This is a genomic window from Nocardia sp. NPDC004860, from assembly GCF_040609015.1.
In the GTDB taxonomy this organism is placed as follows: domain Bacteria; phylum Actinomycetota; class Actinomycetes; order Mycobacteriales; family Mycobacteriaceae; genus Nocardia.
Genome location: NZ_JBEXJI010000030.1, coordinates 35,614 through 61,839 on the forward strand (window position 1 = coordinate 35,614; position 26,226 = coordinate 61,839).

At 69.2% G+C, this 26,226-nt stretch carries 26 protein-coding genes; 14 read left to right on the plus strand and 12 right to left on the minus strand.

Annotation, left to right across the window (positions count from 1 at the left end; translation table 11 throughout):
• Positions 1–87: 87 nt before the first annotated feature.
• The 3 genes from ABZV44_RS36660 (at position 88) to ABZV44_RS36670 (ending at position 2,507) form a co-directional block, all read left to right on the plus strand.
• Positions 88–783, plus strand: coding sequence for an NAD(P)-binding domain-containing protein (locus ABZV44_RS36660; protein ID WP_354846943.1), 696 nt, complete (start codon positions 88–90; stop codon positions 781–783).
• 47 nt (positions 784–830) lie between these two features.
• The gene (locus ABZV44_RS36665; protein WP_354846946.1) at positions 831–1,394 is read left to right on the plus strand and encodes a TetR/AcrR family transcriptional regulator; all 564 of its coding nucleotides are present in this window, start codon (positions 831–833) and stop codon (positions 1,392–1,394) included.
• Positions 1,395–1,475: 81 nt separating this feature from the next.
• Complete coding sequence (locus tag ABZV44_RS36670) at positions 1,476–2,507, plus strand: medium chain dehydrogenase/reductase family protein (protein ID WP_354846949.1); 1,032 nt, start codon at positions 1,476–1,478, stop codon at positions 2,505–2,507.
• Positions 2,508–2,594: 87 nt separating this feature from the next.
• On the opposite strand, the gene ABZV44_RS36675 is transcribed toward ABZV44_RS36670, so the two are convergent.
• The 6 genes from ABZV44_RS36675 to ABZV44_RS36700 all read right to left on the minus strand — a co-directional run bounded on the left by ABZV44_RS36675 (position 2,595) and on the right by ABZV44_RS36700 (position 9,690).
• The gene (locus tag ABZV44_RS36675) at positions 2,595–4,643 is read right to left on the minus strand and encodes a CocE/NonD family hydrolase (RefSeq protein ID WP_354846952.1); all 2,049 of its coding nucleotides are present in this window, start codon (positions 4,641–4,643) and stop codon (positions 2,595–2,597) included.
• A 315-nt stretch (positions 4,644–4,958) separates the two neighbouring features.
• Positions 4,959–5,696 (minus strand): phosphoglyceromutase, encoded by a 738-nt coding sequence (locus tag ABZV44_RS36680; RefSeq protein ID WP_354846955.1) that lies wholly within the window; start codon positions 5,694–5,696, stop codon positions 4,959–4,961.
• A complete protein-coding gene (locus tag ABZV44_RS36685; RefSeq protein WP_354846958.1) occupies positions 5,693–6,616 on the minus strand; it encodes an ROK family protein in 924 nt (307 codons plus the stop codon). The genes ABZV44_RS36680 and ABZV44_RS36685 overlap by 4 nt, the downstream gene beginning before the upstream one ends.
• Positions 6,617–6,827: 211 nt before the next feature.
• Positions 6,828–7,382 (minus strand): YbjN domain-containing protein, encoded by a 555-nt coding sequence (locus ABZV44_RS36690; protein WP_354846961.1) that lies wholly within the window; start codon positions 7,380–7,382, stop codon positions 6,828–6,830.
• Positions 7,379–8,746, minus strand: a complete 1,368-nt coding sequence (mshA, locus tag ABZV44_RS36695; RefSeq protein WP_354846965.1) for a D-inositol-3-phosphate glycosyltransferase — start codon at positions 8,744–8,746, stop codon at positions 7,379–7,381. Before mshA ends, ABZV44_RS36690 begins: the two co-directional genes overlap by 4 nt.
• A gap of 119 nt (positions 8,747–8,865) precedes the next feature.
• Positions 8,866–9,690, minus strand: coding sequence for an alpha/beta hydrolase (locus tag ABZV44_RS36700; protein WP_354846967.1), 825 nt, complete (start codon positions 9,688–9,690; stop codon positions 8,866–8,868).
• 59 nt (positions 9,691–9,749) lie between these two features.
• Between ABZV44_RS36700 and ABZV44_RS36705 the strand changes: the two genes are divergently transcribed.
• The 5 genes from ABZV44_RS36705 (at position 9,750) to ABZV44_RS36725 (ending at position 14,912) form a co-directional block, all read left to right on the plus strand.
• On the plus strand, positions 9,750–10,484 hold the full coding sequence (locus tag ABZV44_RS36705) for an SDR family NAD(P)-dependent oxidoreductase (protein WP_354846970.1): 735 nt from the start codon (positions 9,750–9,752) through the stop codon (positions 10,482–10,484).
• A gap of 136 nt (positions 10,485–10,620) precedes the next feature.
• Entirely contained in the window at positions 10,621–11,655 is a 1,035-nt protein-coding gene (locus ABZV44_RS36710; protein ID WP_354846973.1) for a 3-oxoacyl-[acyl-carrier-protein] synthase III C-terminal domain-containing protein, read from the plus strand.
• Between the two features lie 6 nt (positions 11,656–11,661).
• Positions 11,662–12,561 carry a hypothetical protein gene (locus tag ABZV44_RS36715; protein WP_354846976.1) on the plus strand — a complete coding sequence of 300 codons (900 nt, stop codon included), beginning with the start codon at positions 11,662–11,664 and terminating at the stop codon, positions 12,559–12,561.
• Positions 12,562–12,591: 30 nt separating this feature from the next.
• Complete coding sequence (locus ABZV44_RS36720) at positions 12,592–13,344, plus strand: glycosyltransferase (RefSeq protein WP_354846979.1); 753 nt, start codon at positions 12,592–12,594, stop codon at positions 13,342–13,344.
• Positions 13,341–14,912 carry a class I adenylate-forming enzyme family protein gene (locus ABZV44_RS36725; protein ID WP_354846982.1) on the plus strand — a complete coding sequence of 524 codons (1,572 nt, stop codon included), beginning with the start codon at positions 13,341–13,343 and terminating at the stop codon, positions 14,910–14,912. The genes ABZV44_RS36720 and ABZV44_RS36725 overlap by 4 nt, the downstream gene beginning before the upstream one ends.
• Here the strand turns inward: ABZV44_RS36725 and ABZV44_RS36730 are convergent.
• The 3 genes from ABZV44_RS36730 to ABZV44_RS36740 form a co-directional block, all read right to left on the minus strand.
• A complete protein-coding gene (locus ABZV44_RS36730; protein ID WP_354846984.1) occupies positions 14,880–16,193 on the minus strand; it encodes a hypothetical protein in 1,314 nt (437 codons plus the stop codon). The genes ABZV44_RS36725 and ABZV44_RS36730 overlap by 33 nt on opposite strands.
• A 15-nt stretch (positions 16,194–16,208) precedes the next feature.
• Positions 16,209–17,450 (minus strand): Ig-like domain-containing protein, encoded by a 1,242-nt coding sequence (locus ABZV44_RS36735; RefSeq protein ID WP_354846987.1) that lies wholly within the window; start codon positions 17,448–17,450, stop codon positions 16,209–16,211.
• A 64-nt stretch (positions 17,451–17,514) separates the two neighbouring features.
• The gene (locus ABZV44_RS36740) at positions 17,515–18,591 is read right to left on the minus strand and encodes a UDP-N-acetylmuramate dehydrogenase (RefSeq protein WP_354847173.1); all 1,077 of its coding nucleotides are present in this window, start codon (positions 18,589–18,591) and stop codon (positions 17,515–17,517) included.
• Positions 18,592–18,650: 59 nt separating this feature from the next.
• Here ABZV44_RS36740 and ABZV44_RS36745 point away from each other — a divergent pair, with 59 nt between their 5' ends.
• From ABZV44_RS36745 to ABZV44_RS36755, 3 genes are all read left to right on the plus strand, one after another.
• Entirely contained in the window at positions 18,651–19,136 is a 486-nt protein-coding gene (locus tag ABZV44_RS36745) for a DUF2505 domain-containing protein (protein WP_354846989.1), read from the plus strand.
• 75 nt (positions 19,137–19,211) lie between these two features.
• A complete protein-coding gene (locus tag ABZV44_RS36750) occupies positions 19,212–19,727 on the plus strand; it encodes a DUF2505 domain-containing protein (protein WP_354846992.1) in 516 nt (171 codons plus the stop codon).
• Positions 19,697–20,497, plus strand: a complete 801-nt coding sequence (locus tag ABZV44_RS36755; protein WP_354846995.1) for a class I SAM-dependent methyltransferase — start codon at positions 19,697–19,699, stop codon at positions 20,495–20,497. The genes ABZV44_RS36750 and ABZV44_RS36755 overlap by 31 nt, the downstream gene beginning before the upstream one ends.
• 23 nt (positions 20,498–20,520) lie before the next feature.
• Here ABZV44_RS36755 and ABZV44_RS36760 read toward each other — a convergent pair whose 3' ends face one another.
• Both ABZV44_RS36760 and ABZV44_RS36765 read right to left on the minus strand, forming a co-directional pair.
• A complete protein-coding gene (locus ABZV44_RS36760) occupies positions 20,521–22,011 on the minus strand; it encodes a hypothetical protein (RefSeq protein WP_354846998.1) in 1,491 nt (496 codons plus the stop codon).
• 72 nt (positions 22,012–22,083) lie between these two features.
• A complete protein-coding gene (locus ABZV44_RS36765) occupies positions 22,084–22,701 on the minus strand; it encodes a hypothetical protein (protein WP_354846999.1) in 618 nt (205 codons plus the stop codon).
• Positions 22,702–22,813: 112 nt separating this feature from the next.
• Between ABZV44_RS36765 and ABZV44_RS36770 the strand changes: the two genes are divergently transcribed.
• The gene (locus ABZV44_RS36770) at positions 22,814–23,950 is read left to right on the plus strand and encodes a DUF2993 domain-containing protein (RefSeq protein WP_354847001.1); all 1,137 of its coding nucleotides are present in this window, start codon (positions 22,814–22,816) and stop codon (positions 23,948–23,950) included.
• Here the strand turns inward: ABZV44_RS36770 and deoC are convergent.
• Entirely contained in the window at positions 23,947–24,606 is a 660-nt protein-coding gene (gene deoC / locus ABZV44_RS36775) for a deoxyribose-phosphate aldolase (protein WP_354847004.1), read from the minus strand. The two genes, ABZV44_RS36770 and deoC, sit on opposite strands and share 4 nt — an antisense overlap.
• 72 nt (positions 24,607–24,678) lie before the next feature.
• Between deoC and ABZV44_RS36780 the strand changes: the two genes are divergently transcribed.
• Together ABZV44_RS36780 and purU are read left to right on the plus strand one after the other, a co-directional pair.
• On the plus strand, positions 24,679–25,227 hold the full coding sequence (locus ABZV44_RS36780; protein ID WP_354847007.1) for an N-acetyltransferase: 549 nt from the start codon (positions 24,679–24,681) through the stop codon (positions 25,225–25,227).
• Positions 25,228–25,309: 82 nt separating this feature from the next.
• A complete protein-coding gene (gene purU / locus ABZV44_RS36785; protein WP_354847010.1) occupies positions 25,310–26,191 on the plus strand; it encodes a formyltetrahydrofolate deformylase in 882 nt (293 codons plus the stop codon).
• The last annotated feature ends 35 nt before the right edge of the window (positions 26,192–26,226 follow it).

A 26,226-nucleotide genomic window follows, 5' to 3' on the forward strand; every position in this document is an offset into this window, starting at 1 on the left:
CATCCAGCCTGCCACCGTCATTGGGCACCCGGGAGTGCGCATCGGAATCCCTAGCGTCGATTGCGCAAGCCAGACCAAGGAGTTCACATGCGAATCGGAATCATCGGAGCCGGACAGATGGCCCGCGCCCTCGGCGGCGGCTGGGCCGCGGCCGGACACGAAATCGCGCTCGGTGCACGCACTTCGGCCCGCGCCGACGAGGCAGTCGCTGTCATCGGCCACGGCGCACGAGCCACCACCATCACCGACGCCGCTCGCTTCGGCGACATCACACTGCTGGCCGTCCCGGTCGACGCCCTCGCCGAGGTGCTCGCCGCGGCGAACTCGGAGGACGCGACAGGGGTGGGTGCGGCGGACGGAACCGACGGACGGCATGCCCTGGCGGGCCGCACGCTGATCGACTGCACGAATGCCTTCGCTCCCGACAGCGGAGGGTTCACCCTCTCCGAACCCGCTGTCGCGGAACGGATCGCGGACACTGTGCCCGGAGCACGTGTGGTGAAGGCGTTCAATCTGCTTGCGGCCGAGGTCTGGGCGGGCCCGCACCGCGAGTTCGAGGGCCGCCCCCTGACCGTTCCGCTGTGCGGCGACGACCCGAACGCCATGGCGACGGTGGCCGCCCTGGCCACGGACCTGAAGCTGCATCCGGTCCACGCGGGCGGCCTCGCCCAGGCCCGATACCTCGAAGCGACTTCGGCTTTCGTCGTCGGCCTCTGGTTCGCGGGCCATGACGCCCGAGCCATGTTCCCGCCCTTGGAGTCCGCCTTCGCCGCTGCCGATTAGGCCGGTGGGCTTGCGGGGAACCGGAGAGTGAGTGTACGGTCACTCACATGAACAGGCGCGGGATCGCACTCTCGACTTCGGACATTCGGCGGGAAGCCGTGCTGGACGCGGCCATCACCGAATTCGCCAAGACCGGATTCCATGGGACCCCGATCAACACCGTCGCCGCGACGGCCGGGATCTCCCCCGCGTACGTGTTCAAATTGTTCCCCAGCAAGGTGGAGTTGTTCGTCGCCGCGCTGGACCGGTGTTTCGAGCGGGTCGAGGGGGCACTGGCCACCGGAGCCGCCCGGACACCGGGCGGCGATCCGGAGCGGGTGCTGCACGAAATGGGCGGGGCCTACGCCGAATTGATCGCGGACAAGAGCCTGCTCATGCTGCAGGTGCACGCCCTGTCCGCGGCCGATACGCCCGATATCGCCGCGGCCCTGCGCCGCGGCCTCCAGCGCATTACCGACTTCGCCGAAACCCGTTCCGGCGCAACGGGTGAGCAGGTGCAGCACTTCATGGCCTACGGACAGCTGTGCCACCTGATCACCACTCTCGGCCTGGATGCCGGCGAGGGCGCCTGGGTCGCCACCCTGACCGCGGGAATCCGCCACTTCAACTGACCTTCACACGCCCTCCGACGAGGGCGTTTTCTTTCAACCACAGAGTGATTGACCAATCACACACCTGAGAGGGACAGGCCGATGTCGAACATCATCGCCACCGAGGTAGTGCTGCCGGGACGCGTCGAGCCGGAGGGCCTGACCGTCACCGACCGCGAATTGCCGCCGCCGGGCAGCGGCGAGGCGCTGGTCCGCATGGAGGCGACGGGCGTGTCCTTCGCCGAACAGCAGATGCGGCGCGGCAAGTACTACGACCAGCCGGCGTTTCCATTCGTGCCCGGCTACGACATCGTCGGCGAGGTGATCGCGGTCGGAGCCGGGGTCGATCCGGCCCTGGTCGGCCGCCGGGTCGCGGCGCTGACCAAGATCGGCGGCTGGAGCAGTCACCTCACGGTGCCCGCGGGCGATCTGGTGCCGGTACCCGACGGACTGGCGGCGGACGCGGCGGAGACCTTCGTCGTCAATGGCATCACCGCCTGGCAGATGCTGCACCGGAAGGCGAAAGCCCGTGCGGGGCAGACGATTCTGGTGCACGGCGCGAACGGCGGTGTCGGCTCGACGCTGGTGCAGCTGGCGCGCGCCGCCGGGATCCGGGTGATCGGGACGGCGTCGGCACGCAATGCGGACGCGGTGGCCGCGCTCGGCGCACTGCCGGTGGACTATCGCGGGGACGTGGCGGCCCAGGTGCGGGCGCTCGCGCCGAACGGGGTGGATGCCGTCTTCGATCATGTCGGCGGTCCCGGCATCGTGGACTCCTTCGCATTGCTGGCGCCCGGCGGCACCCTCGTCTCCTACGGCAGCGCGGCCACCAAGAACGAGGAGGGCGATTCCCGGCTGCCGGTGCTGAAGCTGTTCGCCCGGCTGCTGTGGTGGAACGCGCTGCCCAACGGGCGGAATGCGTCCTTCTACAACATCTGGGCCGGACGCCGCCGGCTCGCCCGGTTCCGGGCCCAGCTCGCCGCCGACCTCGGCGCGGTGCTCGATCTCGCGGAGCGCGGCGTGCTGCACCCCCAGATCGCGGCCCGAATCCCGTTGCGGGAGGCCGCACGGGCGCTCACCCTCGCCGAATCCGGCACCGTCACCGGCAAAGTCGTCATCGTCGGCGAAGCCTGAACCTCGGCACCGATGCGGGCGAAAAGCAAAACCCCGGGTGTGCACGCCGTTGTGCGCACCCGGGGCTTCGATCCCGGAGGGACGGATTCACCAGCCGGTGTTACCGCGGACCGGGATGTTCACGAAGCTCGGACGGTCGGGGTCGAGCTGGAGGTGCTCGGGCTTCAGACCGGTGTCGATGAGCATCGGCAGGATGGGCAGGCCCTTGGGGAAGTTGCCGGCGAAGACGTCGACGCGCAGGCGGTGACCCGGCTGCAGGACGGCCTGGGTGCCGCCGAGGGCGATGTCGAGGGTGGTGGCCTCGCCGGGGACGGTCTCCTCGCGCTTGTCCAGGGAGGTGAAGGCGCGCGGGTCGGTGTAGTCGCCGTTGGCGGAGCGACTGCTGTTGGCCTCGTCGACCTGGCGCAGCGAGGCCATGAGCTCGCCGGAGGTCAGCACGGTCGACTGGCCGTCGGGGGCGACGTCGTTGACGGTGACGGTCCAGTAGCCGTCGGCGGCGTCCTGAACGGTGTTGAGGTGCACCGCGATCGGGCCCGAGACGGTGGTGGCCTCGACCACCGGCGCGCTGGTGAAGGTGAGCGCGTTGGTCTCGGCGATGCGGGAGTCCTTGGCGCAGGCGTCGACCAGGTTCAGGATGCCCGCGGTGGCCTGGGCCGCGTCATTGGAGCAGACGGTGGACAGGCCGGGCGCGACGGTGAGCCGGTCGGTGTCGCCATTGGCGTCCGCGGTGAGCGAGCCGTCGTAGCGGCTGTTCGCGGTGCCGGAGCGCTGCGACGAGAGGTACATGCGGCGGTAGTCGGCGGCCTCGGAAACCGGTGCGGTCGGCCCGAATCCGCCCTGGGTGGTCCAGCCGCCACCCTGCTGCTTCAGGGTCACCGGACCGTACTGATCGATGCCGTTGTCGATGCCCTTGAGCCACTTGTCGAACCAGGCGCGCTGCAGCACGTCCAGTCGCGGCGGCGCCCCGACCCGGTTGACATCCGCACCCGAGGTGACGTGGTAGGTGTTGCCCATGAGCAGCTGCTTCTGGCCGGGCGGCAGCGGAATCTGGTTGTAGATCTTGGATTCCGAGTAGGTGAACAGATCGTGCCAGCCGCCGGTCACGAAGGTCGGCACCTGGATCTTGGCCGGGTCGCCCAGCCACTCCTGGCGTTCCTGGCTGAAGCCGTTGAGCATGTCCTTGACGCGCGGGTCGATGCTGTTCATGTCCGTGCTGGTGTAGGCCGACATGAGCACGTCGAGGTAGCCGAACGGATCGTTGACGCGGTCCTGCAGCCATGTGAAGTCGAAGGCGCCGTTGGCGATCGAGGCCAGGTCCGGCACCCACTTGAGGCCGTTGACGGCGCTCAGCCACAACGGAATGAAGTTGAAGCCGAAGCCGCCGCCGGGCGCGAGCACGTCGTCGATGAGGTCGCTGCCGGGCACGATGGGGAAGATGGCCTTCAGCGCGGGCGGCTGCTTCTCGGCGGCCTGCACCTGGTTGATGGCCGAGTAGGACAGGCCGTTCATACCGATGCGGCCATTACTGAAGCCCTGTTCGGACGCCCAGTCGATGACCTCGACGGTGTCCTGCTGTTCGCGGCCGCGCAGCATGTCCCACTCACCCTGTGAGAAGCCAGTGCCGCGCACGTCCACGACGACCTGCGTGTACCCGGACCTGATGAGCTGGCGGTCGACGGAGAAGTTGCGGAGTTCGCCGTTGCCCGCCGCGTTCAGCAGTTCACCGAAGCCGGTGAGCGGAGTGCCGTCGAGGTGGATGTTGCGGAAGACGTCGAGGAGCGCGTCGGACAGGCCGGGGATGGAGAAGGCGCTGTCGGCGACGTTCGACACCAGCTTGGTGTAGGGCGTCATATTGACGACGGTCGGCGTCGGGCTGTCGATGGGATGACCGGCGGCGTCGGCCGGGTGGTAGACATTGGCCTTCAGGACGGTGCCGTCACTCATGGTGATCGGGACGTCCCAGTCGATGAAGACGTTGGGGTACTGCTGCTGCCCGTCCTCGGTGGTGGTCCATTCGGCGCCCGCGGCACCGCCGTCGGGGCCGGTGGGGATGGCGGCATCGGCGGTGATGCCGGCAACAGGCAGGAGCAGAGCGGCCGCGGCGGCCGAGACCGTGGCCCGTAGCGCGTGCTTCATCGAACGTGATCTACCTCTCGCAAATGGTCGAACGCCCAGCAGCATATCTACTGCGAAGTAAGTTGCAAACCCCGGTTACAGACACCGATTTAAACTGGCAACGCTTCGGCAAATTCCTTTGCGAGACAGGGAAATACCCTACGCTCACGTAGTGAGACGCGGATCACAGTAGCGGATAAGGCATTCCGATCGAGGCTTCGACGCGAAAACCTCGCCGGAAATGAAAACGCGCTGTGACCGGATAATCCCGGTCACAGCGCGAGTTTCGTTTCGAATTACTTGCCGCCCTGGCTGGTTACTTGCCGCCCTGGCTGGTTACTTGCCGCCCTGGCCGGCCACGGCGGCGGCGCCCGCCGCGGCGGCCTCGGGGTCGAGGTATTCGCCCTTGCCGATCGGCCGCAGGTTCTCGTCCAGCTCGTACTTGAGCGGGATACCGGTGGGGATGTTCAGCTCGGAAATCTCCTCGTCCGAGATGTTCTCCAGGTGCTTCACCAGGGCGCGCAGCGAATTACCGTGCGCGGCAACGAGAACCGTCTTGCCCGAGCGCACATCGGCCGCGATGGTGTCCTCCCAGTAGGGAACCATGCGGGCCACGACGTCCTTGAGGCACTCGGTGCGCGGCACCTCGATGCCGGCGTAGCGCGGGTCGCCGTCCTGGCTGTACTCGCTGTCCACCTCGATCGGCGGCGGCGGAGTGTCGTAGCTGCGGCGCCACAGCATGAACTGGTCGTTGCCGTACTGCTCCTTGATCTCCGCCTTGTTCTTGCCCTGCAGCGCGCCGTAATGGCGCTCGTTCAGGCGCCAGTCGCGGACCACCGGAATCCAGTGCCGGTCGCAGGCGTCGAGGGCATTGTTGGCGGTGCTGATGGCACGGCGCAGCAACGAGGTGTAGACGATATCCGGCAGAATCCCGTGCTCGGCGAGCAATTCACCGGCACGCTTGCCTTCCGCGACACCCTTGTCGGTGAGACGAACGTCCACCCAACCGGTGAACAGGTTCAGGGCATTCCATTCGCTCTCGCCGTGGCGCAGCAACACGAGGGTGTACGTCATGGGCTCATCCTCCCACGCGGGGTTTCGCCTGCATTCGCGGCCCCGAGCGCGAGAATCGCGGCACCCTGCAGGGTGGCCTGATCGGTCAATTCGGACGGCACGACGCGCAGTCCGCGCAGGTACTTCAGCCGCGCGTGCGCCGCGGCGGCGGTCCGCAGCGCACCCCACAGCGGTTCGCCGGATTGCGCGAAACCGCCCCCGATGACCACCAGATCGGTGTCGAGCAAAGCGGCGGCCGAGGCGACAGCCGTCCCGATCGCGGTGCCCGCCCGCTCGAGGGCGGCCACCGCGATCGGCTCCCCCGCGTGCGCCGCGGCCGCGAGCTCCACCCCGGTCGTTCCGGTCCAGCCCTGCCGCCGCGCCCAGCGCACCGAGGATTTGCCACTCGCCACGGCTTCCACACAACCGAATCCACCGCACGCGCAGGGCTCGTCCTGACCGGGCACGACAATATGACCGACGTGCCCGCCATTTCCGGTGCGTCCCATGACAACCCGGTCATCGGAGATGATGCCGCCACCAATCCCTGACGAAACGGTCATGGCGAGCACATTCGGCACCCCGCGCGCAGCCCCGAACCGCTGCTCGGCCAGCACCAGGCACACACCGTCGATGGCGAACCGAATCTCGGCCTCCGGAAACAGTTTCCGCACCGCATCCACGATCGGAAATCCCTCGGCCCACTCCGGAATATTGAGCGGCCCGCAAACTCCGGCACCCACATCCACCGGCCCGGCCGACCCGATACCGACCGCACTGATTCGGGCATCCCCGGCAACATCGGTCAGCAATGCCCGGCAGGCGTCCCACACCCCGGATTCCGGCACCGCGATCCGCCGCGGATCCCCGGCCACCCCATCCGAATCCACGGTCGCCGCAGCGAATTTGGTCGCTCCGATATCCAGCGCTAATACCGTCATCGCCGACCGCCTCCTGTGCGCTTCCGTGTTCCGATGGCCCGGCCGATTGTCGCGCACGGAGCTCGTTCTCCGTATGCCGAGGTGACGACTGATTTCGTAACGGTCGGGGTGACTCGTCGGGACGTCCAAAATCGGTTCGGCTCCCAGCCTCCGGCACGCGTTCCCGACGCCGACAGCTCTCAGCCGTGCGCTGAAGTCCCGGGGAGGCGGGTCAATCTATCAAGTGTTCGAAGGCGCGGAGGTTCTTGAGGGATTCGCCGCGGGCGACCCGCCATTTCCATTCCTTGCGAATGGATTCGGCGAAGCCGAGTTCGAGGAGGGTGTTGAAGTCGGCGTCGACGGCCTCGAGGATCTGGCCGAGCCAGCGGTCGAGTTCGTCGGGGGTGACGCGGTCGTTGGACATGCGGCCGACCAGGTAGATGTCGCCGACGCGGTCGATGGTGTAGGCCACGCCGTAGAGGCGGCGGTTGCGGCGGAGCAGGAATTTGTAGACGCCCTCGAAGTTCTCGTCGGGCTTGCGGCAGACGAAGGACTCCATGCGGACGCCGTGCTTGCCGACGCTGACGCCGATGACGGTCTTGAGCTTGCGCTCACCGGGCAGCACCACCACGAACAGGTCGGGGGCGTCGCGGGTGTACTCGATCTCGCGTTCGCGGAGCGTCTCGTCGATGAGTTGCGCGGTGGCACGGGCGGTTTCGTCGTTCAGGCCGCCGGTGCTGGCATGCGGGCGGGGCGTCCACTCCTCGGTGCGGTCGGCCTCGCTCATCTGCGTACTGCTCCCATCCGACGCCGCCACAGCGCCAGCGATCTGGCGTGATTGCTGTCGATGTGCAGGTTACCGCTGTGCGGCCGGACGGCCGGCGCCTGGGCGAGCGCGGCGGCATAGCTGTCGAGCAGCGCCTCGGCCGTGTGCGCCCAGGAGAAGTTGGCGGCGTGCCCGACCGCGGCCCGGCCCATGTCCTCGAGCTTGCCCGGATCGTCGAGCAGTGAATGCAGGGCGGCGGCCCAGTCGCCGGTCTGGTGGCCGGGGACCAGCAGGCCGGAAACACCGTCGTGGACGGCGGTGCTCAGCCCGCCCACATCGGCGGCGAGCACGGGGGTCCCGCTGGCCTGCGCCTCGATGGCGACCAGGCCGAAGGATTCGTTGTAGCTGGGCACGGCCACCAGGTCGGCGGCCCGGTAGACCTGCACCAGCCGGTGCGCGGGCTGGGGTGGCAGGAAGGTGACGCGGTCCGAAATACCCAGGGCCGCAGCCAGTTCGATCAGGGCCTCGGGCTTCTTCAGTCCGCTGCCGGACGGGCCGCCCACGATCACCACGCGCAGCGGGCGTTGCGGCGGGATCGGCAGGGCGGCCTCCTCGGCCAGCACCTGCGCGGCCGCGCGCACCAGCACGTCGGGGGCCTTGAGCGGCTGGATGCGCCCGATGAAGGCGACGATGCGCTCGTGCGCGGGCAGACCGAGCTCGCGGCGAGCGGCGAGCTTGTCACCGGGCTGGTAGCGGGTCAGGTCGGCGCCGGGCAGGGCCACATCGATGTGGTCGGGGTCCGCGCCGTACAGCTCGATCAGCTGCCGGGCCTCGTCGGCGGTATTGGCCACCAGCCGGTCGGCCTCGGCCACGATCTGCTTCTCGCCGATCTCGCGGACCGCGGGCTCGGGGCAGTCGCCCTCGGCGAGGTAGGCGTTCTTGACCGCGGCCAGGGTGTGGGCGGTGTGCACCATCGGCACCCGCCAGCGGTCGCGGGCCAGCCAGCCGACCTGACCGGAGAGCCAGTAGTGCGAGTGGATGAGGTCGTAGTGGCCGGGCAGATTGCGGGCCTCGGTGCGCAGCACCTCGGCGGCGAAGGGGCACAGCTGGGTGGGCAGATCGTGCTTGTCGAGCCCCTCGAAGGGCCCGGCGGCCACCGTGCGGACCAGCACGCCCGGCGCGGCCTCGACCACCGGTTCGTCATTGGAGGAGGTTGCCCGGGTGAAGATCTCGACCTCGGTGCCACGACGAGCCAGTTCGATGGCGGTCTGCAGCACGTAGACGTTCATGCCGCCCGCGTCGCCGGTCCCGGGCTGGGCGAGTGGTGAGGTATGCACCGATAACACGGCAATCCGATTGGGCCGTAGGTCCAGGCGCTGACTCACCACTCCAGTGTGCACGGGGGTAGTAACACCCCATGCACGGGTTACCTTCCCAAGTGAGGTCGGTCACAACTCGCGGAGGCCGCACGAGGACTCCGTCCCCGATCTTCCGCGACGCGCGATTACCCCAGCGCCTCAACGAAATTGGTGATCTCCGTCACGAACCGGCTGGGATCCTCGATGAAGAGGCCGTGCTGCGCACCCTCCCAATAGGAGGTCCGCACCTCCGGCGCGGTGCCGGCGATGTAGCGGCCGTTCTCGATCGGCACGACCGGGTCGGCGGTGCCGTGCAGCACCAGCACCGGCACGTCCAGGCCGCGCAGGGTCTCGGTGTTGTCGACGGTGCGATAGAACAGGGCCTTGCGCACCCGGGGCAGGGTGGCGATGCTGCCGCCGAACAAGCGCTGGGCGTCCACGCCCTTGTCGCGGCTGGGTCCGGTATTGGCATTGCCGAACGCGGCGAAACCGCGCATGGCCTTGCCCGCGCTCTCGTCGAAGACGTCGGGGATGGCCTTGCTCATGCCCGGACCGGTCTCCGCGCCCTGGACGCCGCGGCCGATATTGGCCTGTGAACCGGTGTAGACGACGCCCGCGATCGCGCCGGTCCCGTAGGCGGTCAGGTAGTCGGACAGCACGATGCCGCCGTAGGACCAGCCCAGCAGGATCGCGCCGGAGGAGATGTCCTCGGCGGCGAGCACCGCGGCGATATCGGCAGCCCAGTTCTTCGGGTCGTCGTATCCGGCCTCGGGAGCGTCGGAGTAGCCGTGGCCGCGCAGGTCGACCGCGATCACGCGGAATTGCTCGGCGAGCAGGTCGGCGGCCTGCCCCCAGCAGCGCAGGTTTCCGGACCAGCCGTGCAGGAGCACGAGCGGCCGGGCCCCCTCCGGACCGGTCACCCGGTAAACGATGGTCGTGCCGTCCGCGCTTGCTACTTCCCGAATTGCCATAGGAGTGAGGCTAACCACCCGCGACGCACCGGCGACACGCCCTGCCTAAGCTCAGGGACATGAGCACTCGTACCGCTGTGGTGACCGGAGCCAGTTCGGGTATCGGCGAGGCAACCGCCCGCGAACTCGCCAAGCAGGGGTACCACGTGTACGTCGGCGCCCGCCGGGTCGATCGGCTGGAGCAGCTGGCCGCGGAGATCGGCGGGACCGCGCTGCCGCTTGACGTGACCGACGAGGAGTCGGTGCGCGCCTTCACCGAAGCCGTCGAGCGCTGCGATGTGCTGGTCAACAATGCCGGCGGCGCGAAGGGCCTGGCCCCGGTGCTCGAGGCGGATCTGGACGACTGGCGCTGGATGTGGGAGACCAATGTGCTGGGCACGCTGCGGCTCACGAAGTCGTTGCTGCCCAAGCTGATCGCCTCCGGTGACGGCCTGATCGTCACCATCACCTCGGTGGCCGCGTTCTCCACCTACGACAACGGCTCCGGCTACACCTCGGCCAAGCACGCGCAGGCGGTGCTGCACCGGACGCTGCGGGGCGAGCTGCTGGGTCAGCCGGTGCGGCTGACCGAGATCGCGCCGGGCGCGGTGGAGACCGAATTCTCGCTGGTGCGCTTCGGTGGCGACGCCGAGCGTGCGGCGAGCGTGTACCAGGGCATCGATCCGCTGGTCGCGCAGGACATCGCGGAGATCGTGGGCTTCGTGGCCTCGCGCCCGCCGCACGTCGATCTGGACACCATTGTCGTCAAGCCGCGCGATCAGGCCGAGGCCGGACGTTTCGCCCGCCGCTCGTGAAGTCCGCTGCGGGGTAGGTCAAATGGCGTTGTGCCGCAATGTAGTTCACCTCACATGATCTGAATCATAGATTTTTCAAAACCGAAATACCGGCACTGCTAGCGTCGCCCGCAACCGAGGGCTGCTGGGAGTGAACATGGTGAGATCACGAATCGAGGCGGTCGGGTCCTATCTGCCCGACACCGAGATATCGACCGCGGAGTTGCTGGCCCAGCTGGCCATCGACTCCCCCATCGACCTGGAGCGCATCAGCGGCGTGCGGCACCGCCGCCGCTGCGCCGAGAACGAGGATTCCCTGAGCGTCGCCCTGGCCGCGGCGCGGACCGCACTGGAGAATTCGTCCTATGACGCGGCCGATCTGGATATCGTCATCTCCTGCTCCATCACCCGCATTCGCGACGGCGAATTCTGCGTGGAGCCGTCCTTCGCGCTCATGATCCGCAATGAACTCGGCGCGACCGGGGCCATCCACTTCGACGTCTCCAATGCCTGCGCGGGCATGATGAGCGGAGTTCTCGTGCTGGATCGCATGATTCGTGCGGGCATGGTGAAACGCGGGCTGGTGGTTTCCGGGGAGTACATCACGCCCATCTCCGACACCGCCGTGCGTGAGATGTCCGAGAAATACGATCCGCAGTTCGCCTCGCTGACGGTCGGCGACGGTGCGGCCGCCGTCATTGTGGACAGCGAGGGCAGCGCCGACGAGGGCATCGACTACATCGAACTCAATACCAGCGCCGGTTTCGCACAGTTGTGCCTGGGCATGCCCAGCGATCGCAGTTCCGGCATCGCGCTGTACACCGACAACCGGGCGATGCACAATGAATCCCGTTATCTGCTGTGGACGACCCGGCAGCGGGATTTCCTGCGCGAGAACGGCAGCAGTTTCGCGGCGGAGGGCTACGACCACGTGATCCATCATCAATTCAGCGCACCCGCGGTGGAATTGGTATCGAAGATCGCCGAACGCGAATTCGACGCCCCGGTGCCGCCCGCGCTCATGGTCCTGGACCGCTATGGCAACACCGCATCCACGTCGCATTTCGTGGTATTGCACGACGCGCTCAAACAACAGCGGATAGCGTCCGGGGCGAAAGTACTGATGGTGCCCGCGGCTTCCGGCGTCGTGGCCGGGTTCCTGTCGGTGACGCTCGGCGACCTTCGGGTGTGATGCAGCATGGGAATCGTCATTTCTTCCGTAACCACCGAAATCGGCGGCGGCAGCTCCATCGAGCAGGCGGCGGCCGCGGCGCGCCGGGCCATCGCGGAGGCCGGCGCCACGCCGGAGCAGATCGACGCGCTGATCAATACCGGCGTCTACCGCGACTCGAACATGGTGGAACCCGCCATGTCCGCGCTGATTCAACAGCAGGCCGGCATCGGGCTGGAATATCGCAGCGGCGATGTGCCGTGCCTGTCCTTCGACCTGATGAACGGCGCCTGCGGCATGCTCAATGCCATCCAGGTCAGCCAGGCGCTGCTGGAGGCCCCGACCGTGCACCGGGTGCTGCTGGTCTCCGGTGACGCGCATCCGTCGAAATCCCCCGACCCGCAGCCGGGCTTCCCGATCAAGCCGGTGGGCGCGGCCATGCTGCTGGAAAAGCGGCCGGGCACAGCCGGATTCGGGGCGCTGCACATCAGCGCCACCGACGGGCGGCCCGCGGCGGAGGGCTTCGTGCGACTGTCGGAGATGGGCTCGACCGGCCGGTCCTCGATCACCGTGAACCGCACCGGTGATGTGGAAGAGCTACTGCACCACGCGGTTTCCGCAGCGTCCGAGGCGCTCGACGTGGCCGACGCTCCCCCCGCGCGGACGGTGCTCATCTGCGGGCGGCCCACCGCCGGATTCCCCGCGCTGCTGGCCGAGCGCCTGGGCATCGCGCCGGAGGCGGTCAGCGCCGACGACACCGAGCGCTCCGACTCCCCGCGCTTCGACGCACACACCTCGGCACTCCCGGTGGCGTATCTGGCGGCCCGCGACAGCGGCAAGCTCGATCGGGCCGACGTAGCCTTGTTCGTGGCCGCCGGGGCCGGGCCTTCGGCCGCGGCCATCGCCTACCGCCTGCCGAAACCGTAAGCCGGGGCGAGGAATCCGCCGGGAAGGGCCATGAACGAACTGTGGGTGATCGTGCCCGCCTACAACGAGGAGCACGGCATCGCCGGCACGCTGTCCGCCCTGGCAGGGCAGCAGGACCGGGACTTCACGCTGCTGGTGGTGGACAACAACTCCACCGACGCCACCGTCAAGGTGGTGCGCGATTTCGCGGACACCCATCCGGGCCTGCACGTCGAGGTGATCACCGAGCTGCGCAAAGGCACCGGCGCGGCCGCCGACACCGGCATGCGGCACGCCATCGCGGCCGGTGCGACCCGGCTGGCCCGCACCGATGCCGACTGCCTGCCCACCCCCGACTGGACCGCGCGCATCCGGGCCGCCTTCGACTCAGGGCTGCGGCTGATCAGCGGGCAGCTGATCCCGCGCACCGACGAGGGCGTGCGGCTGCGTGATCGCACCATCATCCTGGTCGCGCTGGAGGTGGCCTCCCTGTTCGGGAAATTCCGGCCCGGCAACCGCGATCCGCGCTACCTGGGCCCGTATGTCATGACGCCCGGCTGCAATATGGCCATCACCGCCGAACTGTACGAGGCCGCGGGCGGATTCCCGCGCACCGCCATCGAGGAGCTGCACGAGGATCGGGCGCTGGTGAACGCCGTGCGCATGCTCACCACCGACTACGGGCTGTGCCGGGACGTGCGGGTGTACGGCTCCAACCGGCGCGTGCGAGCCTGGGGTGTGCGCAAAACTCTCGCCTGGTACGCCGACCACCGCTACAAACCGGAGCTGGTGGACATCCGGTGAGCGCTGGATACCCCTCGGCGGGTGAGGATTTCACCGCGCTGCTCCGCGAGCAGGTACTGCGCACCCCCGACGCGCCCGCGCTGGGCATGATCGGCGAACCGCCGCTCAGCTTCGCCGAACTCGACGCCCGTGTCCGGCTGGTCGTGAAACGCCTGCACGGCATGGGCTTCCGGCCCGGCGACCGCATGCTGTTCTCCATCCGGCCCTGCGTGGACGCCGTGGTCATGGTGTTCGGGACCATCGCGGCGGGTGGCACCATCGTGTTCGTGGACCCGGGCGTCGGACCCGAATTGTTCGCGCGCCGCATCGAATTGGTGCGGCCGAGCTGGGCCGCGACGGAATCGCTGCTGTACCTGCTGAGCGGGCCGCTGCGCGGGTTCGGCCGCCGATTCGGCCTGTCGCTGCCGGAGTTCGGGCAGCTGCCGGTGCGGCACATCCGCTGCGGGCCATGGCTACCGGGCACGCCGCGTGGGGCCCTCCCGCTGCGGAAGCTGGTGGGTTCCGAGCCCGGCTGGCAGGGTCCCGCGGCCACATCGACCTTCGACGCGCCCGTGGAGGACCCCGACGCCGAGGCGCTCATCGTCTTCACCTCCGGCACCACCGCCGACCCGAAAGCCGTTGTGCACACCCGCGGTTCGCTGGGCGCGGGCCTGGCGGCCATGGCGGGCTGCACCAGCCTCATGCCCGGTTCGCACCTGTACACCGAGCAGCTGATGATGGGGCTGCCCGCGGTGCTCGAGGGCGCACGCTGGTCCATGCCGCGGTACCCGCGCTTCGGCACCCACATCGACCCGATCGGCTTCGCGCGCACCCTCGGCACGGCGACGCACGCCTTCGTCACGCCCGCCGACCTGGCGGTGGTGCTGGACGCCATCGAGGCCGGACGACTGGTCGCGCCGGTGCACCTGGAGGAGATCTCGCTGGGCGGCGCGCCGGTCACCACCGCGCTGCTGCGCCGCGCCCGCGCCGCCCTCCCGGACACCGAATTGCTGGCCGTCTACGGCATGACCGAGATCCTGCCGGTGGCCATCACCTCCGGCGCGGACAAACTGGCCTTCGAGGGACCCGGTGACCCGCTCGGCCCGCCGGTCGAGGGCGTGGACGCGCGTGTGGCCGACGACGGCGAGCTCATCCTCTCCGGCCCCAATCTGTGCCGCGGCTACCTCGGGGAACCATCGCTGAAGGAGATCGCCACCGGCGACCTGGCCCGGTTCGAGGGCGGCACCCTGGTGCTCATGGGCCGCAAGAAGGACATGATGATCCGCGGTAAGACCAATATCTATCCGGGTCTGTACGAACCGGCCATCGCGGGCGTCGAGGGCGTGCGGCAGGCCATCATGGTCGGCATTCCCAGCGAGATCGGCGACGAGCGCATCGTGCTGGCCGTGGTGCCGGACCCGGACGCCTCCGATATCGAGGAGCGGCTACGCCGCGAATTACCCTCCCTGATCGATGTTTCCGCGCTGCCGGACGACATCGTGCTGGTCGCGGAGATCCCGGTCGGCGGGCGCACCAGCAAACCCGACCGGGCCGCGCTACGCGCCCGGCTGGCGCAGCGGCTCGGCTGAGGGATCCGGGCGCTCGCGCAGCGCGGTCAGCATCGCGTCCGCGAAATCCGCCGCCCGCCGCTCGGACAGGACCGGTTCCGCGTAGCAGAACCCGAGGCGCATTTCCCCGTGCGCGGTCGCGACCGCCACCGTCAGGACGCTCACACAGGAATTCGACGCGGCCAGCGTGAGCCCCGAAAGCCGCCATGCCCCGGCCGTTTCCGGGAATTCGACCCGCCCCAGATTGGTGACCGACACATTCCACGGCGCCCGCCGATCCACCAGGTCCGCCAGGCGCCGGCCGGATTCCAGCGCCCGCGGCGTCCCGAATCGCATGCCCGCCACCGTCGCCAGATGCCGCCGCTGCCGCACCCCGCGCTCGAGTTGGCGCTTCACCGACCGGGCGGCGGTCCACAGCGGAACTCCGAACGGCACGAATCCGACCAGCACCGGCGCATAGATCCCCAGCTCATCGTCGGTCGGACGCAGGGAGAGCAATTCCCGGAAATCCACGGGCGACGCGATCCCGGCGATTCCGCTCCCCCCGGAATTCGAGGCGCCGATCGCGGACGCCGCCGCGGCGACCAGCGCCCCGTGCACGGTGACTCCGGCGCGCCGGCAGTCGGTTACCAACGCCGCCAGCGCTTCCCGATCGAGCACCCGGTGCACGACCCGGGTTCGCCGCTCCGGTAGCGCCGCCCGCGCACCGGCCACGCGCTGCGGCCGCTGCCCGAGCGCCGCCACCTGATCGAACAGCGTCGTATACACCCACCGCCACACCCCGCGCGCCCCAGCGGGAATCAGATAATCCGCGGCCGGAACCTCCGCACGCTCTGCCACCCCGGCACTCGCCCCCGCCGCATGCCCGATCAGCTTCTGCAGCAACGCCATCAGCGACCGGCCGTCCATGATGAGATGCGAGATCGTGAGCACGATGTCATGGAACTCGCCCGTGGTCCCCGCCCCGACCGCGATATCGACAATGCGCGCCAACCCCTTCGCGGTATCGAAGGGATCAGCCATCTCGGCATCGATTTCCCGCACCCACGCCTCGGAATCATGCGACTCCATGCGCCGCACCGGAATTCGCGGATCGGCCAAGTCCCGGAACCACGGATCCCGGCCCGCCTCGTCCACTACCCCTACCCGCAAGAGCGGATACTCCGCCACCAGCGCAGCGGCCGCCTCCTCCAGCCGCCGCGCCGCGACCCGCCCGTGAACCCGCACGCGCCCAGTGCAATTCGACGGCGAGATCCGGTCGATGATCCAGAACCACCGCTCCGAGGGACTCAGGGCGCGCATGTCGCGGAAGGGTTCTCAGCGGCCGCCGACGGGCTGGGGCGGGAGCGGGGAGGCCGAGATCTGGTTCTTCGGCTCGCCCTGCAGTGCCGAGAGACCCTTCCAGGTCTCCCAGTCGATGGTCCAGTCGTAGATGTCGCCGTCCGCCGCGGAGAGCTGGATGCGGGTGCCGGTGACTTCGACCGGGTCGCCGTAGAGGGCGGTCGGGAAGTAGGCCTGGGCGTCGGTCGGGTTGAGGTTGATGCAGCCGTTGGTGACGTTCGAATTGCCCTGGGCGGACACCGATTCCGGATTGGCGTGAATGAACTCGCCATTGTTGGAGATGCGCACGGCCCAGCGTTCCCGCACGTTCGTGTAGAACGGCGGGTTGGACATCATGAAGTCCTCGTACTTCTCGGTCACCACGTGGATGCCGGAGCGGGTGACATTGCGGTCCTGGTTGCCTTCGCCGTAGCTGCAGGCGAAGTCGAAGACGGTCTGCCCGTCGCGCACCACCTGGACGCGGTGGGTGGGGGCGGCGGCCTTCACGATCTGGGCGCGGCCGATGCGGAAGTCGGAGGTCAGGTCGGAGTCGCCGAACAGCCCGCTGCCCATGTCCAGGCCGTACAGCTTGGCGCCGACGTGCACGGTGGTGCCCGGCTGCCAGTACTCGCGGGGCCGCCAGTGCACCCGGGAGCCGCCGTTTTCGTCCTGCAGCCACGCCCACGAGCCCTCGGTCTCCGGGGTGGCGGTGACGACGAGCGCCTTCTCGACCGCGGCCTTGTTCTCGACGTGCCCCTTGAACTGGAGCATGATCGGCGCCGCGATGCCGACCTCCTGGCCGTCACCGATATTGATGGTGGCGGGCGCGGTGTTCTTGGGGCTGATGGTGGTGAACTTGCCGTCGATGGCCACCGGCTTGTTGTCGGTGCCGATGGCGGTGCCGGACCAGGTGTAGGTGGCGCCGTAGCCGAGCGGTTCGTTCACCGTGAATTTGCTGTGAGTGGCATCGAAGGTGCCGGTTACCTGCTTGCCATTGGAATTGGTCAGCGCCAGCTGATCGATGCGGCCATTGCTGACCGTCGCCGACACCGCGGTGGTCGGGTTGACATTGTCGGTGCCGCTACCCGGCTCCAGCTTGACGGACGCGATCGGAGCGGCCGGCTGCGCGGGGCCGCCACCACCCTTGTTCGACGACGAACACGCCGCCGCGATCACTGCCGTCGACGCCACCAGAGCGGCCCGCATGGCCGCCCGGCGGGACAGTCCTCGATTACTCACTCGCTCGACCCTACCCCCGCAAACCGTGTATTCCGGACGCTGAATTGGTGGCGAAAGCCACTCGCTACAGGCTGACTCCTACGGTCACAGGTTCCGGATCCAGATGAATGCCGAAGCGCTCAGCAACCCCCTCGCGAACCGTGCGGGCGAGGGTCACCAGATCGGTCGCGGTAGCCGCGCCCCGATTGGTCAGCGCCAGCGTGTGTTTGGTCGACAACCGCGCTGGAGACCCGTCGCCCGGAAAGCCCTTGGCGAAGCCGGCGCGCTCGATGAGCCAGCCCGCCGAGAACTTTACCCCGCCGTCCGCGGGATAGGTGGGCACGGCCACGTCCGCCCCCAGATGTGACGTGATCGCCGCGCGCACCGCGGCCACCTGCGCATCCGGAATCACGGGATTGGTGAAAAACGATCCCGCACTCCAGGTGTCGTGATCCGCCGGATCCAGCACCATGCCCTTGCCCGCCCGCAAACGCAGCACCGCGGCGCGCACCTCCGCCGCGGGCCGGGACTCGCCTTCGGTCGCACCGAGCGCGTTGGCCAGTTCGCGGTAGGCGAGCGGCGCGCTGGAACCGTCAGCACGCAGGGCGAATTCGACCGCCAGCACCACGGCGGCGTCACTGTGCTTGAGAACCGAAGTGCGATAACCGAATCCGAGCTCCTCCGGCCCGGCCCAGCGAATCTCGCCGGTCGCGCGGTCCAGCAACCGCACCCGGCGCAGCAAACTCGCCACCTCGACACCGTAGGCGCCGACATTCTGGATCGGTGTGGCACCGGCCGAACCGGGAATTCCGGACAGGCATTCGAGACCGCCCAAACCGGCTGCCACGGTCGCGGCCACCACCGCGTCCCAGTTCGCGCCCGCCTCGGCGATCACCGTGTCACCGGTGATCTCGACGTCCTCGGTCGCGATCCGCACGACAACCCCGTCGAACCCGTCGTCGCCGATGAGCAGGTTGGAGCCACCCGCGATGAGCAGCACCGGAACCCCGGCCGCGTCCAGTTCGCGCACGGTCGCCACCAGGGCGTCGGTGGTCGCGCAGTCGGCGACCGTGGCCGGACCGCCGACCCGCAGGGTCGTCAGCTCCGCCAACGGGACCGCGGCACGCGGCCGCGCACCGGTCGCCGTCAGCCGGTCCCGCAGGTCGTCGAACGACACCACCCGAGAAGTACGCACAGGCACAGACGGTAGCCTGTCCGACCATGGCGACACCTCTGGCCTTCACTGCGCACTCGACACATCCCATGGCCGCGGTGCGCGCGGCGTTCGCCGACGAGCAGTACTGGAAGGACCGCATCGAGGCGGTCGGCGGTCCCAATGCCCGCATCGAGAACCTCCTCATCACCGGTGACCAGGTGCGCGTCGACATGGTGCAGACGATTCCGGCCGAAGAGCTGCCCGCGCAGATCACCGCGATCAAGCCCGACGGCCTGACCATTCCGCGCACCGAGACCTGGCACGGCAGCGGCGGCACCGTCGAGGCCCGCGTGGACGGCGCGCCCGCCACCGTGAACGGCACCCTGACCGTCACCGACAACGGCTCCGGCTCCACCTTCGTGGTGGACGGCTCCATCGACGTGAAGATCCCGCTGTTCGGCAAGAAGATCGAGGCCGCCATCCAGCAGCACCTCACCGAGCTGCTGGAGCGCGAGGCCGAGTTCACCGACACGTGGCTGAGTTCGCATTGAGCACCCCGGTTCACAGCCGGCGACCCGCCCCAAGGTCGCGCTGACCGGGGTCGCCCGGCAGTAACCTGACCGATCGTGGTACGCCGACTCGACTACTCCGCGCGGTATCCGCTGCACACCACCCGAGAGGTGTACGCCGCGATGATGAACCGCGAGCACTGGGATGCCCGCATCGAGGAACTGCGCAAGCACTCCCCGAACGACATCGTCAGCCTGGACTCCGGGGACCATGGCATCACGATCGAACTGCGGCACGTGCTACCCCGCGACACCCTGCCCGAGATGGCGCAGATGGTGGTGCACAGGGACATGGTGATCACCCGCCGGGAAACCTACGGCCCCTACGGACCCGAGGTGACCGGCGAGTACACCGCCGAAATCCCCAACAGCCCAGGCACTCTCGGCGGCACCATGCGTTTGTTCCGCACCGAGACCGGTTGCACGCTGCGCACCTCCTCGCGAGCCCAGGTCCACCTTCCGTTCTTCGGGCGCAGGCTCGAACAGCTCATGCTGGTCAACCTGGTGGACCTGTTCCGCGCCGAAGCCGAGGTGACGAAGGTTTGGCTGGATCAGCAGCACCCCGTCGCCTGACCAAGCCGATCGGCACGATCACCCGTGGCACCACCGGCATCAACCGGCTGCGCCGCGGCGATCGCTGGATGGCGCACGACTCCCTCGTCGCCGGGCGATTGCTGGATGCCGCGGATCCGCTCGTGGTGGATCTCGGATACGGCGCCAGCCCCGTCACCACCCTGGAAATGGCGGCCCGGCTGCGGACCGTCCGGTCGGACCTGCGGGTGGTCGGCCTGGAAATCGATCCGGAGCGCGTGGTTCCCGGCCGGGACGGGGTGGTGTTCGCGCGCGGCGGTTTCGAACTCGCGGGGCTGCGCCCGAGCCTGGTGCGGGCCTTCAACGTACTGCGGCAATACCCGGAATCCGCTGTCCCCGAAGCCTGGTCGACCATCCAGTCCGGTCTGGCTCCGGACGGCCTCCTCCTCGACGGCACCTGCGACGAACTGGGCCGCCGCTGCGCCTGGATCCTCCTCGACCGCACCGCACCCCTCTCCCTGACCCTCGCCTGGGATCCCTTCACCGTCGGCACCCCCTCCGACATCGCCGAACGCCTCCCCAAGGCCCTCATCCACCGCAATGTCCCCGGCGAACCCATCCACACCCTGCTCACCGCCGCCGACCGCGCCTGGGCCGTCGCCGCGCCCCTGGCCCCCTACGGCCCCCGGGTCCGCTGGCGGCACGCCTCGAACCTCCTGCGCGAGCAGGGTTTTCCGCTCCGCCCCTACCGCCGCCGCCTGCGCGACAATCTGCTCACCGTGCCCTGGTCCGCCGTCGCACCCCTGTCCTGAGCGGATACGCCGCCGCACGCGGATCAGGGGAGCTTGTGGCGCAGCTCCTGGATCGTGCCGGAGATCGCGGCCGGGGCCAGCAAGGAGCGCGGGGCGAAGGGCTGCCGCCAGAGGCCGCCGTGGGCCGCGCCGGCGGCGAAGAGGGCCTCCGGGTTGGCATTCCGGGGTTCGTCGTCCGCGAACAGATCCGCCACCAGCTTGGCGGCGAGCAGGGTGCGGGCGGTGGCGGGGTCGAAGACCTCGATGCCGAACCGCGAGGCGGCACGGTATGCCGCAGTGCGCCAGGGGTATTCGCGGGCGACGCTGCGGGTCCAGGCGGGCGGGGCGACCGTGAAGGACACGGTGCGCTCCGCCGCCCGGGCCAGGACAGCTCGCCAGCGCGGAAGACGTTGAGCCAGGGCGTAATCCGGTCCGGTCAGGGCGGGCAGATTGTCGAACAGACCCCAGGCCCCGCCCTCGGAGTCGAAGATCGGGCGCGTGTAGTTGAGGCGATAGAGCGAGTGCGGGGCCACGCGATGCAGGAGATCCTGGGCGCTGCCACGGATACCGCGCTCCGCCAAGCGATCCCGGGCCGCCGCCACCACGGAGGCGGGCACGGCGTAGGTGTCGGTCGGCGAGCCGAGCAGCGCCAGAGCGGCATCGGAATGATGCCGCAGCAGGGTCTCGGCGAGCACGTCGGACGCGGCGGCGAGCCGGACACCGGCCGCCCCGGGCAGCCCGGCATACAACCCGAGCACCGGCCGGGCGTCACTGTGCGCGGTGATCCACTTGGCCAGAGCCGGAAAACTCCGGGAGATGTCCACGCCCGGTTCGCCGTCCGCGACCGGGAACCGCATGACCCCCGCCCCGGCCTTCGCGACCGCCCGCAACCGCTCCCATCGCACCCGGCCCGGCCGATCCACCGCGAGCACGTCCGCGCCCCACCCCAGCAGCGGCCGCAGCGGTCCGAGCTCGGCGTCCGCACCGGTCACGGTCACCCGGAAACCGGGCAGCCGCAACCATTCCGGATGATCGACAACCCGCTCGATCGCCGCCACGAAGTCGGCTTCCAGAATCCCGCGGGTCTGCCACTCGGCCAGGCGCAACCGCAGCGCGTCCTCGGCCAGCAGCAGCCCGCGCCACGGCACCTCGAGGCGTTTCACCGCGGGGGCCGCGCCCGGGACCTCAGCGGTCTCCAGAACCGTCGCGCCGGCCTCGGCGTCCACATCGACGGTGTCCAGCGCCGCCACCGTGCGCCCGACCGTGAACCGCAGCATGTGGCGCACCGCGCCCAGCCCCGCCTCGGCCATGCCGATCGAAACCTCCGGCGCGCCGATGGCCAGCGCCGTCATGCCCCGGAAAACCCGGTGGTAGCCGCGCCGCCAGTCCCGGCAGGTCTCCACCGACTGCGCCAGATCGGCGTCGTAGGGCCGGATCGCGTCGGCGACCACGGCCGCCGAGAACATGTCCGCGATCCGCTCGGGCGGGCCCGGCGGAAACACCAGATCCCACACGTCAGCACCGACCGTCCCCATGAACAGTCACCCTGCCATGAAATGAGCCGCCGCAAAACTCGACCACCACACCGCGAAAACCCCGGGCGGCCCCTAACGCGGGTCCTCCTGGGCGCGGGTCAGGGCCCGGTGCAGCCGGGCCGCCGTGGCCGGATCCAGAGCGGTACTGGCGGAACGAATTTCGGCGCGGGCGCAGCGGTGGATGGCGACGGCGTCGGCCACCACCTCGTCCAGCGCGGCCTGCCCGATCCCGGCTTCGGCCAGATCCAGCACGGTCCGCAGCGGTGTGGTCACCAGGAAGGCCCCCGCCGACTCCACATCCTTGCGGGCGAAGCTGCGCCGCAGCACCACCAGCCGCGGCGACAGCGGGAACCGCCCGACCCGCGCCGACAGGTGCACGAACCGCGGCCGCAACCGTCCCAGCCCGTGCAGTTCGGCGGCGCTGTGGTGCGAGACCGCCGCGGCCCCGTCGAACCAGGCCGACCACATGGCGTACTCGTCGAGCGGCCCGTCCGGCCAGTCGGCCATCCGCAGCAACCCGACCCCCGAACGCAGGATGCTGCCGTCCCGCAACCCGTCGCGAATCCGGACCTCACAGCCGGTGCGCAGCACCTGACGGGTGGTGAAATACCCCGCGTGCCGCGCGGCCTGCTCCCGCAACGCGTGCCATCCGTACTCCGGATCGGGCTCCGGTGCCGCGTTCCCAGCCATGACATTCAGGATAAGCGGCACCCATGTGCGTTATGTCACAATCCACGCGTGTGAGCCGACACCTCACAGGATGCACAGAGCTCACTCAGAAAGCTCGGGAAGAATCGCCTCCATGAATTCGGAACCCACCTCGGACGACGCGACCAAGCGCGACGCCACCGTCGCGCAGCCGGACAACCCTGCCGCGCAGGCGGTCGAATTCGGCAAGCCGGACAGCACGCCCACCGAAATCCTGGGTGCGGAGCACGACTCGCCCACCGAGGTGCTCAACGGCCAGGGCGCCACCACCGACTGGTGGAACGACCCCACCGCCCAGCACGGCGCCCAGCCCACCCGGGCCCTCCACCCGGGCGAGGCGGCCTACGCTCCCGGCGCCACCGCCGGTCCGGGCCACTCGACCGGTACCGCGCCGACCACGGTGCTGCCGGTCGGCACCGACACCTCCGGTTCGATTCCGCAGCCCGGCGGCCCGCAGCTGCCGCCCGGCACGCCGCCGCCCCCGATGAACGGCGGTGGCGGGCAGGGCGGCTCGTCCGGCAAGCGACGAAATCGCAAGCGGACCCTGCTCATCGTGGGCCTGGTGTCGACGCTGCTGGTGGCGGGCGGCCTGGCGGGCGGTGAGGCCTACGCCCGCAACAAGGTCGAGAAGTGCATCAGCTCGCAGTTCCAGGCGCAGATGGGCTCCAAGATCGATGTGTCGTTCGGCTGGAAACCACTGCTGCTCACCATGTTCGACCACAAGGTCGGCTCGGTGACGGTGAACAGCGACGACTCCAAGTTCGGCCCGGCGCAGGGCATGGTCGTGCACGCCACCTTCAAAAACCTCGAAATGTCCGATGGCGGCCAGCAGGCCACCGTCGACAGCTCCACCGCTGATGTCACCTGGAGCACCGACGGCATCACGAAGACGCTGGGCGGCATGGTCTCCGGCACCACCGCCGATCCCGGCTCCGGCACGCTGAGCTTCGCGGTGCTGGGCGGCCTGGCCCAATTGCAGGTCAAGCCAAAGATTGTCGGCGACAAGATCGAGGTCGACACCCTGCAGGCCTCACTGCTCGGCTTCGGCCTGCCCACCGATCTGGTCTCGGGCATCGTGGATCTCATGACGCAGAGCCTGCAGAGCTACCCGCTGGGCCTGCAGCCCACCAAGGTCGAGGTCACCAAGGACGGCCTGCACGTCGCACTGCAGGGCGGGCACACCGAGCTGAAGGCGGATCCGAACCAGCAGCAGCAATCGATCGACTGCTAGTCCGGAAACCCTTCCAGCACTTCACGAGACCGCGACAGTCCCAGCCGCGTGGCGCCGGCGGCGATCAGTTCCGCCGCCTGCGCCGCGCTCCGGATACCGCCGCTGGCCTTCACTCCGAGCCGCCCGCCGACGGTCTCCGCCATCAACCGCACGGCATGCGCGCTCGCACCGCCCGCGGGATGGAATCCGGTGGAGGTCTTCACGAAATCCGCGCCCGCCCGCTCGGCGGTCCGGCACACCTCGGCAATGGCTTCGTCGGTGAGCGCGGCGGATTCGATGATCACCTTGAGCAGCGCCCGATCCCCGATCGCCTCGCGCACCGTGACGATGTCCGCCAGCACCGCGTTGTAATCGCCGGCCCGCGCCGCGCCGACGTCGATCACCATGTCCACCTCGGCCGCGCCCTGGTCCACCGCCAGCCGCGCCTCGGCCCCCTTCACCAGCGAATGATGTTTGCCGGAAGGGAAACCCGCGACCGTGGCCACCACCAGACCCGGCGCACGCACCGGCAGCATGGATGGCGATACGCAGATCGCGAACACGCCCAGTTCGCGCGCTTCGTCCACCAGCGCGGCCACCTCGGCGGGTGTGGCATCGGGCGACAGCAGGGTGTGATCGATCATCGCCGCCACGTCACGACGGGAAATCTGTGCCATGAGCACCGAGTTTGGCACACGCCCGGCGAATTTCGTTGCGGGCCGCCACCGTTGTCGCGCAGACTTGTAGGCGTGCTGATCCGTCGTGAACGTACCGGCGATGCCGCCGCGATCGACGCGGTGCACCGCAGCGCCTTCGATCGCTCCGCGGATGCCGACGGTGATACCCCCGCTTCCGAGCCGATCGGCGACCCCGTCGAAGTCGGTCTGGTCCATCTCCTCCGCGACGACGGATCCGCCTGGATCCCGACCCTGTCGCTGGTGGCGGAGTTCCACGATCAGATCGTCGGGCACGTCTGCCTCACCCGGGCCGGCATCGGCCCGTTCCCGGTGCTGGCGCTGGGCCCGATCGGCGTCCGCGCCGACCATCAGGGCAAAGGGATCGGCTCGGCTCTCATGCACGCGGCCCTCGGCGCCGCCGACGCGCTCGACGAACCACTGGTGGGCCTGCTCGGCAGCCTCGAGTACTACCCGCGCTTCGGTTTCGTCCCGGGCAGCCGGCTGGGCATCGTCCCCGACCAGCCGGAGTGGGCCACCCACTTCCAGGTCCGCCCGCTCACCGCCTACGAACTCGAGATCAAGGGCGAATTCCGCTACGCCGACGCCTTCTACATGCTGTGAGCGGTGCCCGGCATGCGGTGAGCGGCAGCACTGAATCACCCCTTTGATCCGGTGCCCGGCGGTTGCTGGGAGGATGTGCGGTATGAGTTCCACCCTGGACGACCGTCGTTACGTGCTCACCCTGGGCTGCCCGGATCGTCCCGGCATCATCGCCCGCATCACCTCGTTCATCGCCGATTTCGGCGGGTCGATCGTGGAGGCGGGTTATCACTCCGACCTGGAAACCGGGTGGTTCTTCACCCGGCAGGCGCTCGAGGCCGCCACCGTGCCGTTCGATCTGGACGAGTTGCGCAGCCGCTTCACCGCCGTCGCCGCCGACCTCGGCCCGGAGACCGACTGGCAGGTGCACGATTCCGGTGAACGCCGCCGCGCGGTGCTGCTGGTCTCCAAGGACGGCCACTGCCTGCACGACCTGCTCGGCCGGGCCACCAGCGGCGAGCTGCCCGCCACCATCGAGGCCGTCATCGGCAATCACCCGGACCTGGCCGGCATGACCGAGGCGCACGGCATCAAGTTCCACTACGTGCCCTTCCCCAAGGACCCGGCCGAACGCGGCCCGGCCTTCGAGCAGGTGCGCGACCTGGTCGACGCGCACGACCCGCACGCCGTGGTGCTGGCCCGGTTCATGCAGGTGCTGCCGTCGGAGCTGTGCGAGCACTGGGCGGGCAAGGCCATCAATATCCATCACAGCTTCCTGCCGTCCTTCGTCGGCGCGCGTCCCTACCACCAGGCCTTCGCCCGTGGCGTCAAGCTGATCGGCGCGACCTGCCACTACGTCACCGCCGAGCTGGACGCGGGCCCGATCATCGAGCAGGACGTCACCCGCATCGACCACTCCGACACCGTGCGCGACATGGTCCGCCAGGGCCGCGATATCGAGCGGGTGGTGCTGGCCCGCGGCCTGCGCTGGCATCTCGAGGGCCGGGTGCTGGTACACGGCCGCCGCACCGTCGTCTTCGAATAGGACCCGAAAAGCCAACGCCCGCCCCGGTTTTCCCA

Excerpts from the sequence above, each read along its gene's own strand:
- ABZV44_RS36660 (WP_354846943.1), top strand. The coding sequence starts at position 88 with ATGCGAATCGGAATCATCGGAGCCGGACAGATGGCCCGCGCCCTCGGC.
- ABZV44_RS36665 (WP_354846946.1), top strand. The coding sequence starts at position 831 with ATGAACAGGCGCGGGATCGCACTCTCGACTTCGGACATTCGGCGGGAA.
- ABZV44_RS36670 (WP_354846949.1), top strand. The coding sequence starts at position 1,476 with ATGTCGAACATCATCGCCACCGAGGTAGTGCTGCCGGGACGCGTCGAG.
- ABZV44_RS36675 (WP_354846952.1), bottom strand. The coding sequence starts at position 4,643 with ATGAAGCACGCGCTACGGGCCACGGTCTCGGCCGCCGCGGCCGCTCTG.
- ABZV44_RS36680 (WP_354846955.1), bottom strand. The coding sequence starts at position 5,696 with ATGACGTACACCCTCGTGTTGCTGCGCCACGGCGAGAGCGAATGGAAT.
- ABZV44_RS36685 (WP_354846958.1), bottom strand. The coding sequence starts at position 6,616 with ATGACGGTATTAGCGCTGGATATCGGAGCGACCAAATTCGCTGCGGCG.
- ABZV44_RS36690 (WP_354846961.1), bottom strand. The coding sequence starts at position 7,382 with ATGAGCGAGGCCGACCGCACCGAGGAGTGGACGCCCCGCCCGCATGCC.
- ABZV44_RS36700 (WP_354846967.1), bottom strand. The coding sequence starts at position 9,690 with ATGGCAATTCGGGAAGTAGCAAGCGCGGACGGCACGACCATCGTTTAC.
- ABZV44_RS36705 (WP_354846970.1), top strand. The coding sequence starts at position 9,750 with ATGAGCACTCGTACCGCTGTGGTGACCGGAGCCAGTTCGGGTATCGGC.
- ABZV44_RS36710 (WP_354846973.1), top strand. The coding sequence starts at position 10,621 with ATGGTGAGATCACGAATCGAGGCGGTCGGGTCCTATCTGCCCGACACC.
- ABZV44_RS36715 (WP_354846976.1), top strand. The coding sequence starts at position 11,662 with ATGGGAATCGTCATTTCTTCCGTAACCACCGAAATCGGCGGCGGCAGC.
- ABZV44_RS36720 (WP_354846979.1), top strand. The coding sequence starts at position 12,592 with ATGAACGAACTGTGGGTGATCGTGCCCGCCTACAACGAGGAGCACGGC.
- ABZV44_RS36730 (WP_354846984.1), bottom strand. The coding sequence starts at position 16,193 with ATGCGCGCCCTGAGTCCCTCGGAGCGGTGGTTCTGGATCATCGACCGG.
- ABZV44_RS36745 (WP_354846989.1), top strand. The coding sequence starts at position 18,651 with ATGGCGACACCTCTGGCCTTCACTGCGCACTCGACACATCCCATGGCC.
- ABZV44_RS36760 (WP_354846998.1), bottom strand. The coding sequence starts at position 22,011 with ATGGGGACGGTCGGTGCTGACGTGTGGGATCTGGTGTTTCCGCCGGGC.
- ABZV44_RS36765 (WP_354846999.1), bottom strand. The coding sequence starts at position 22,701 with ATGGCTGGGAACGCGGCACCGGAGCCCGATCCGGAGTACGGATGGCAC.
- ABZV44_RS36770 (WP_354847001.1), top strand. The coding sequence starts at position 22,814 with ATGAATTCGGAACCCACCTCGGACGACGCGACCAAGCGCGACGCCACC.
- deoC (WP_354847004.1), bottom strand. The coding sequence starts at position 24,606 with ATGGCACAGATTTCCCGTCGTGACGTGGCGGCGATGATCGATCACACC.
- purU (WP_354847010.1), top strand. The coding sequence starts at position 25,310 with ATGAGTTCCACCCTGGACGACCGTCGTTACGTGCTCACCCTGGGCTGC.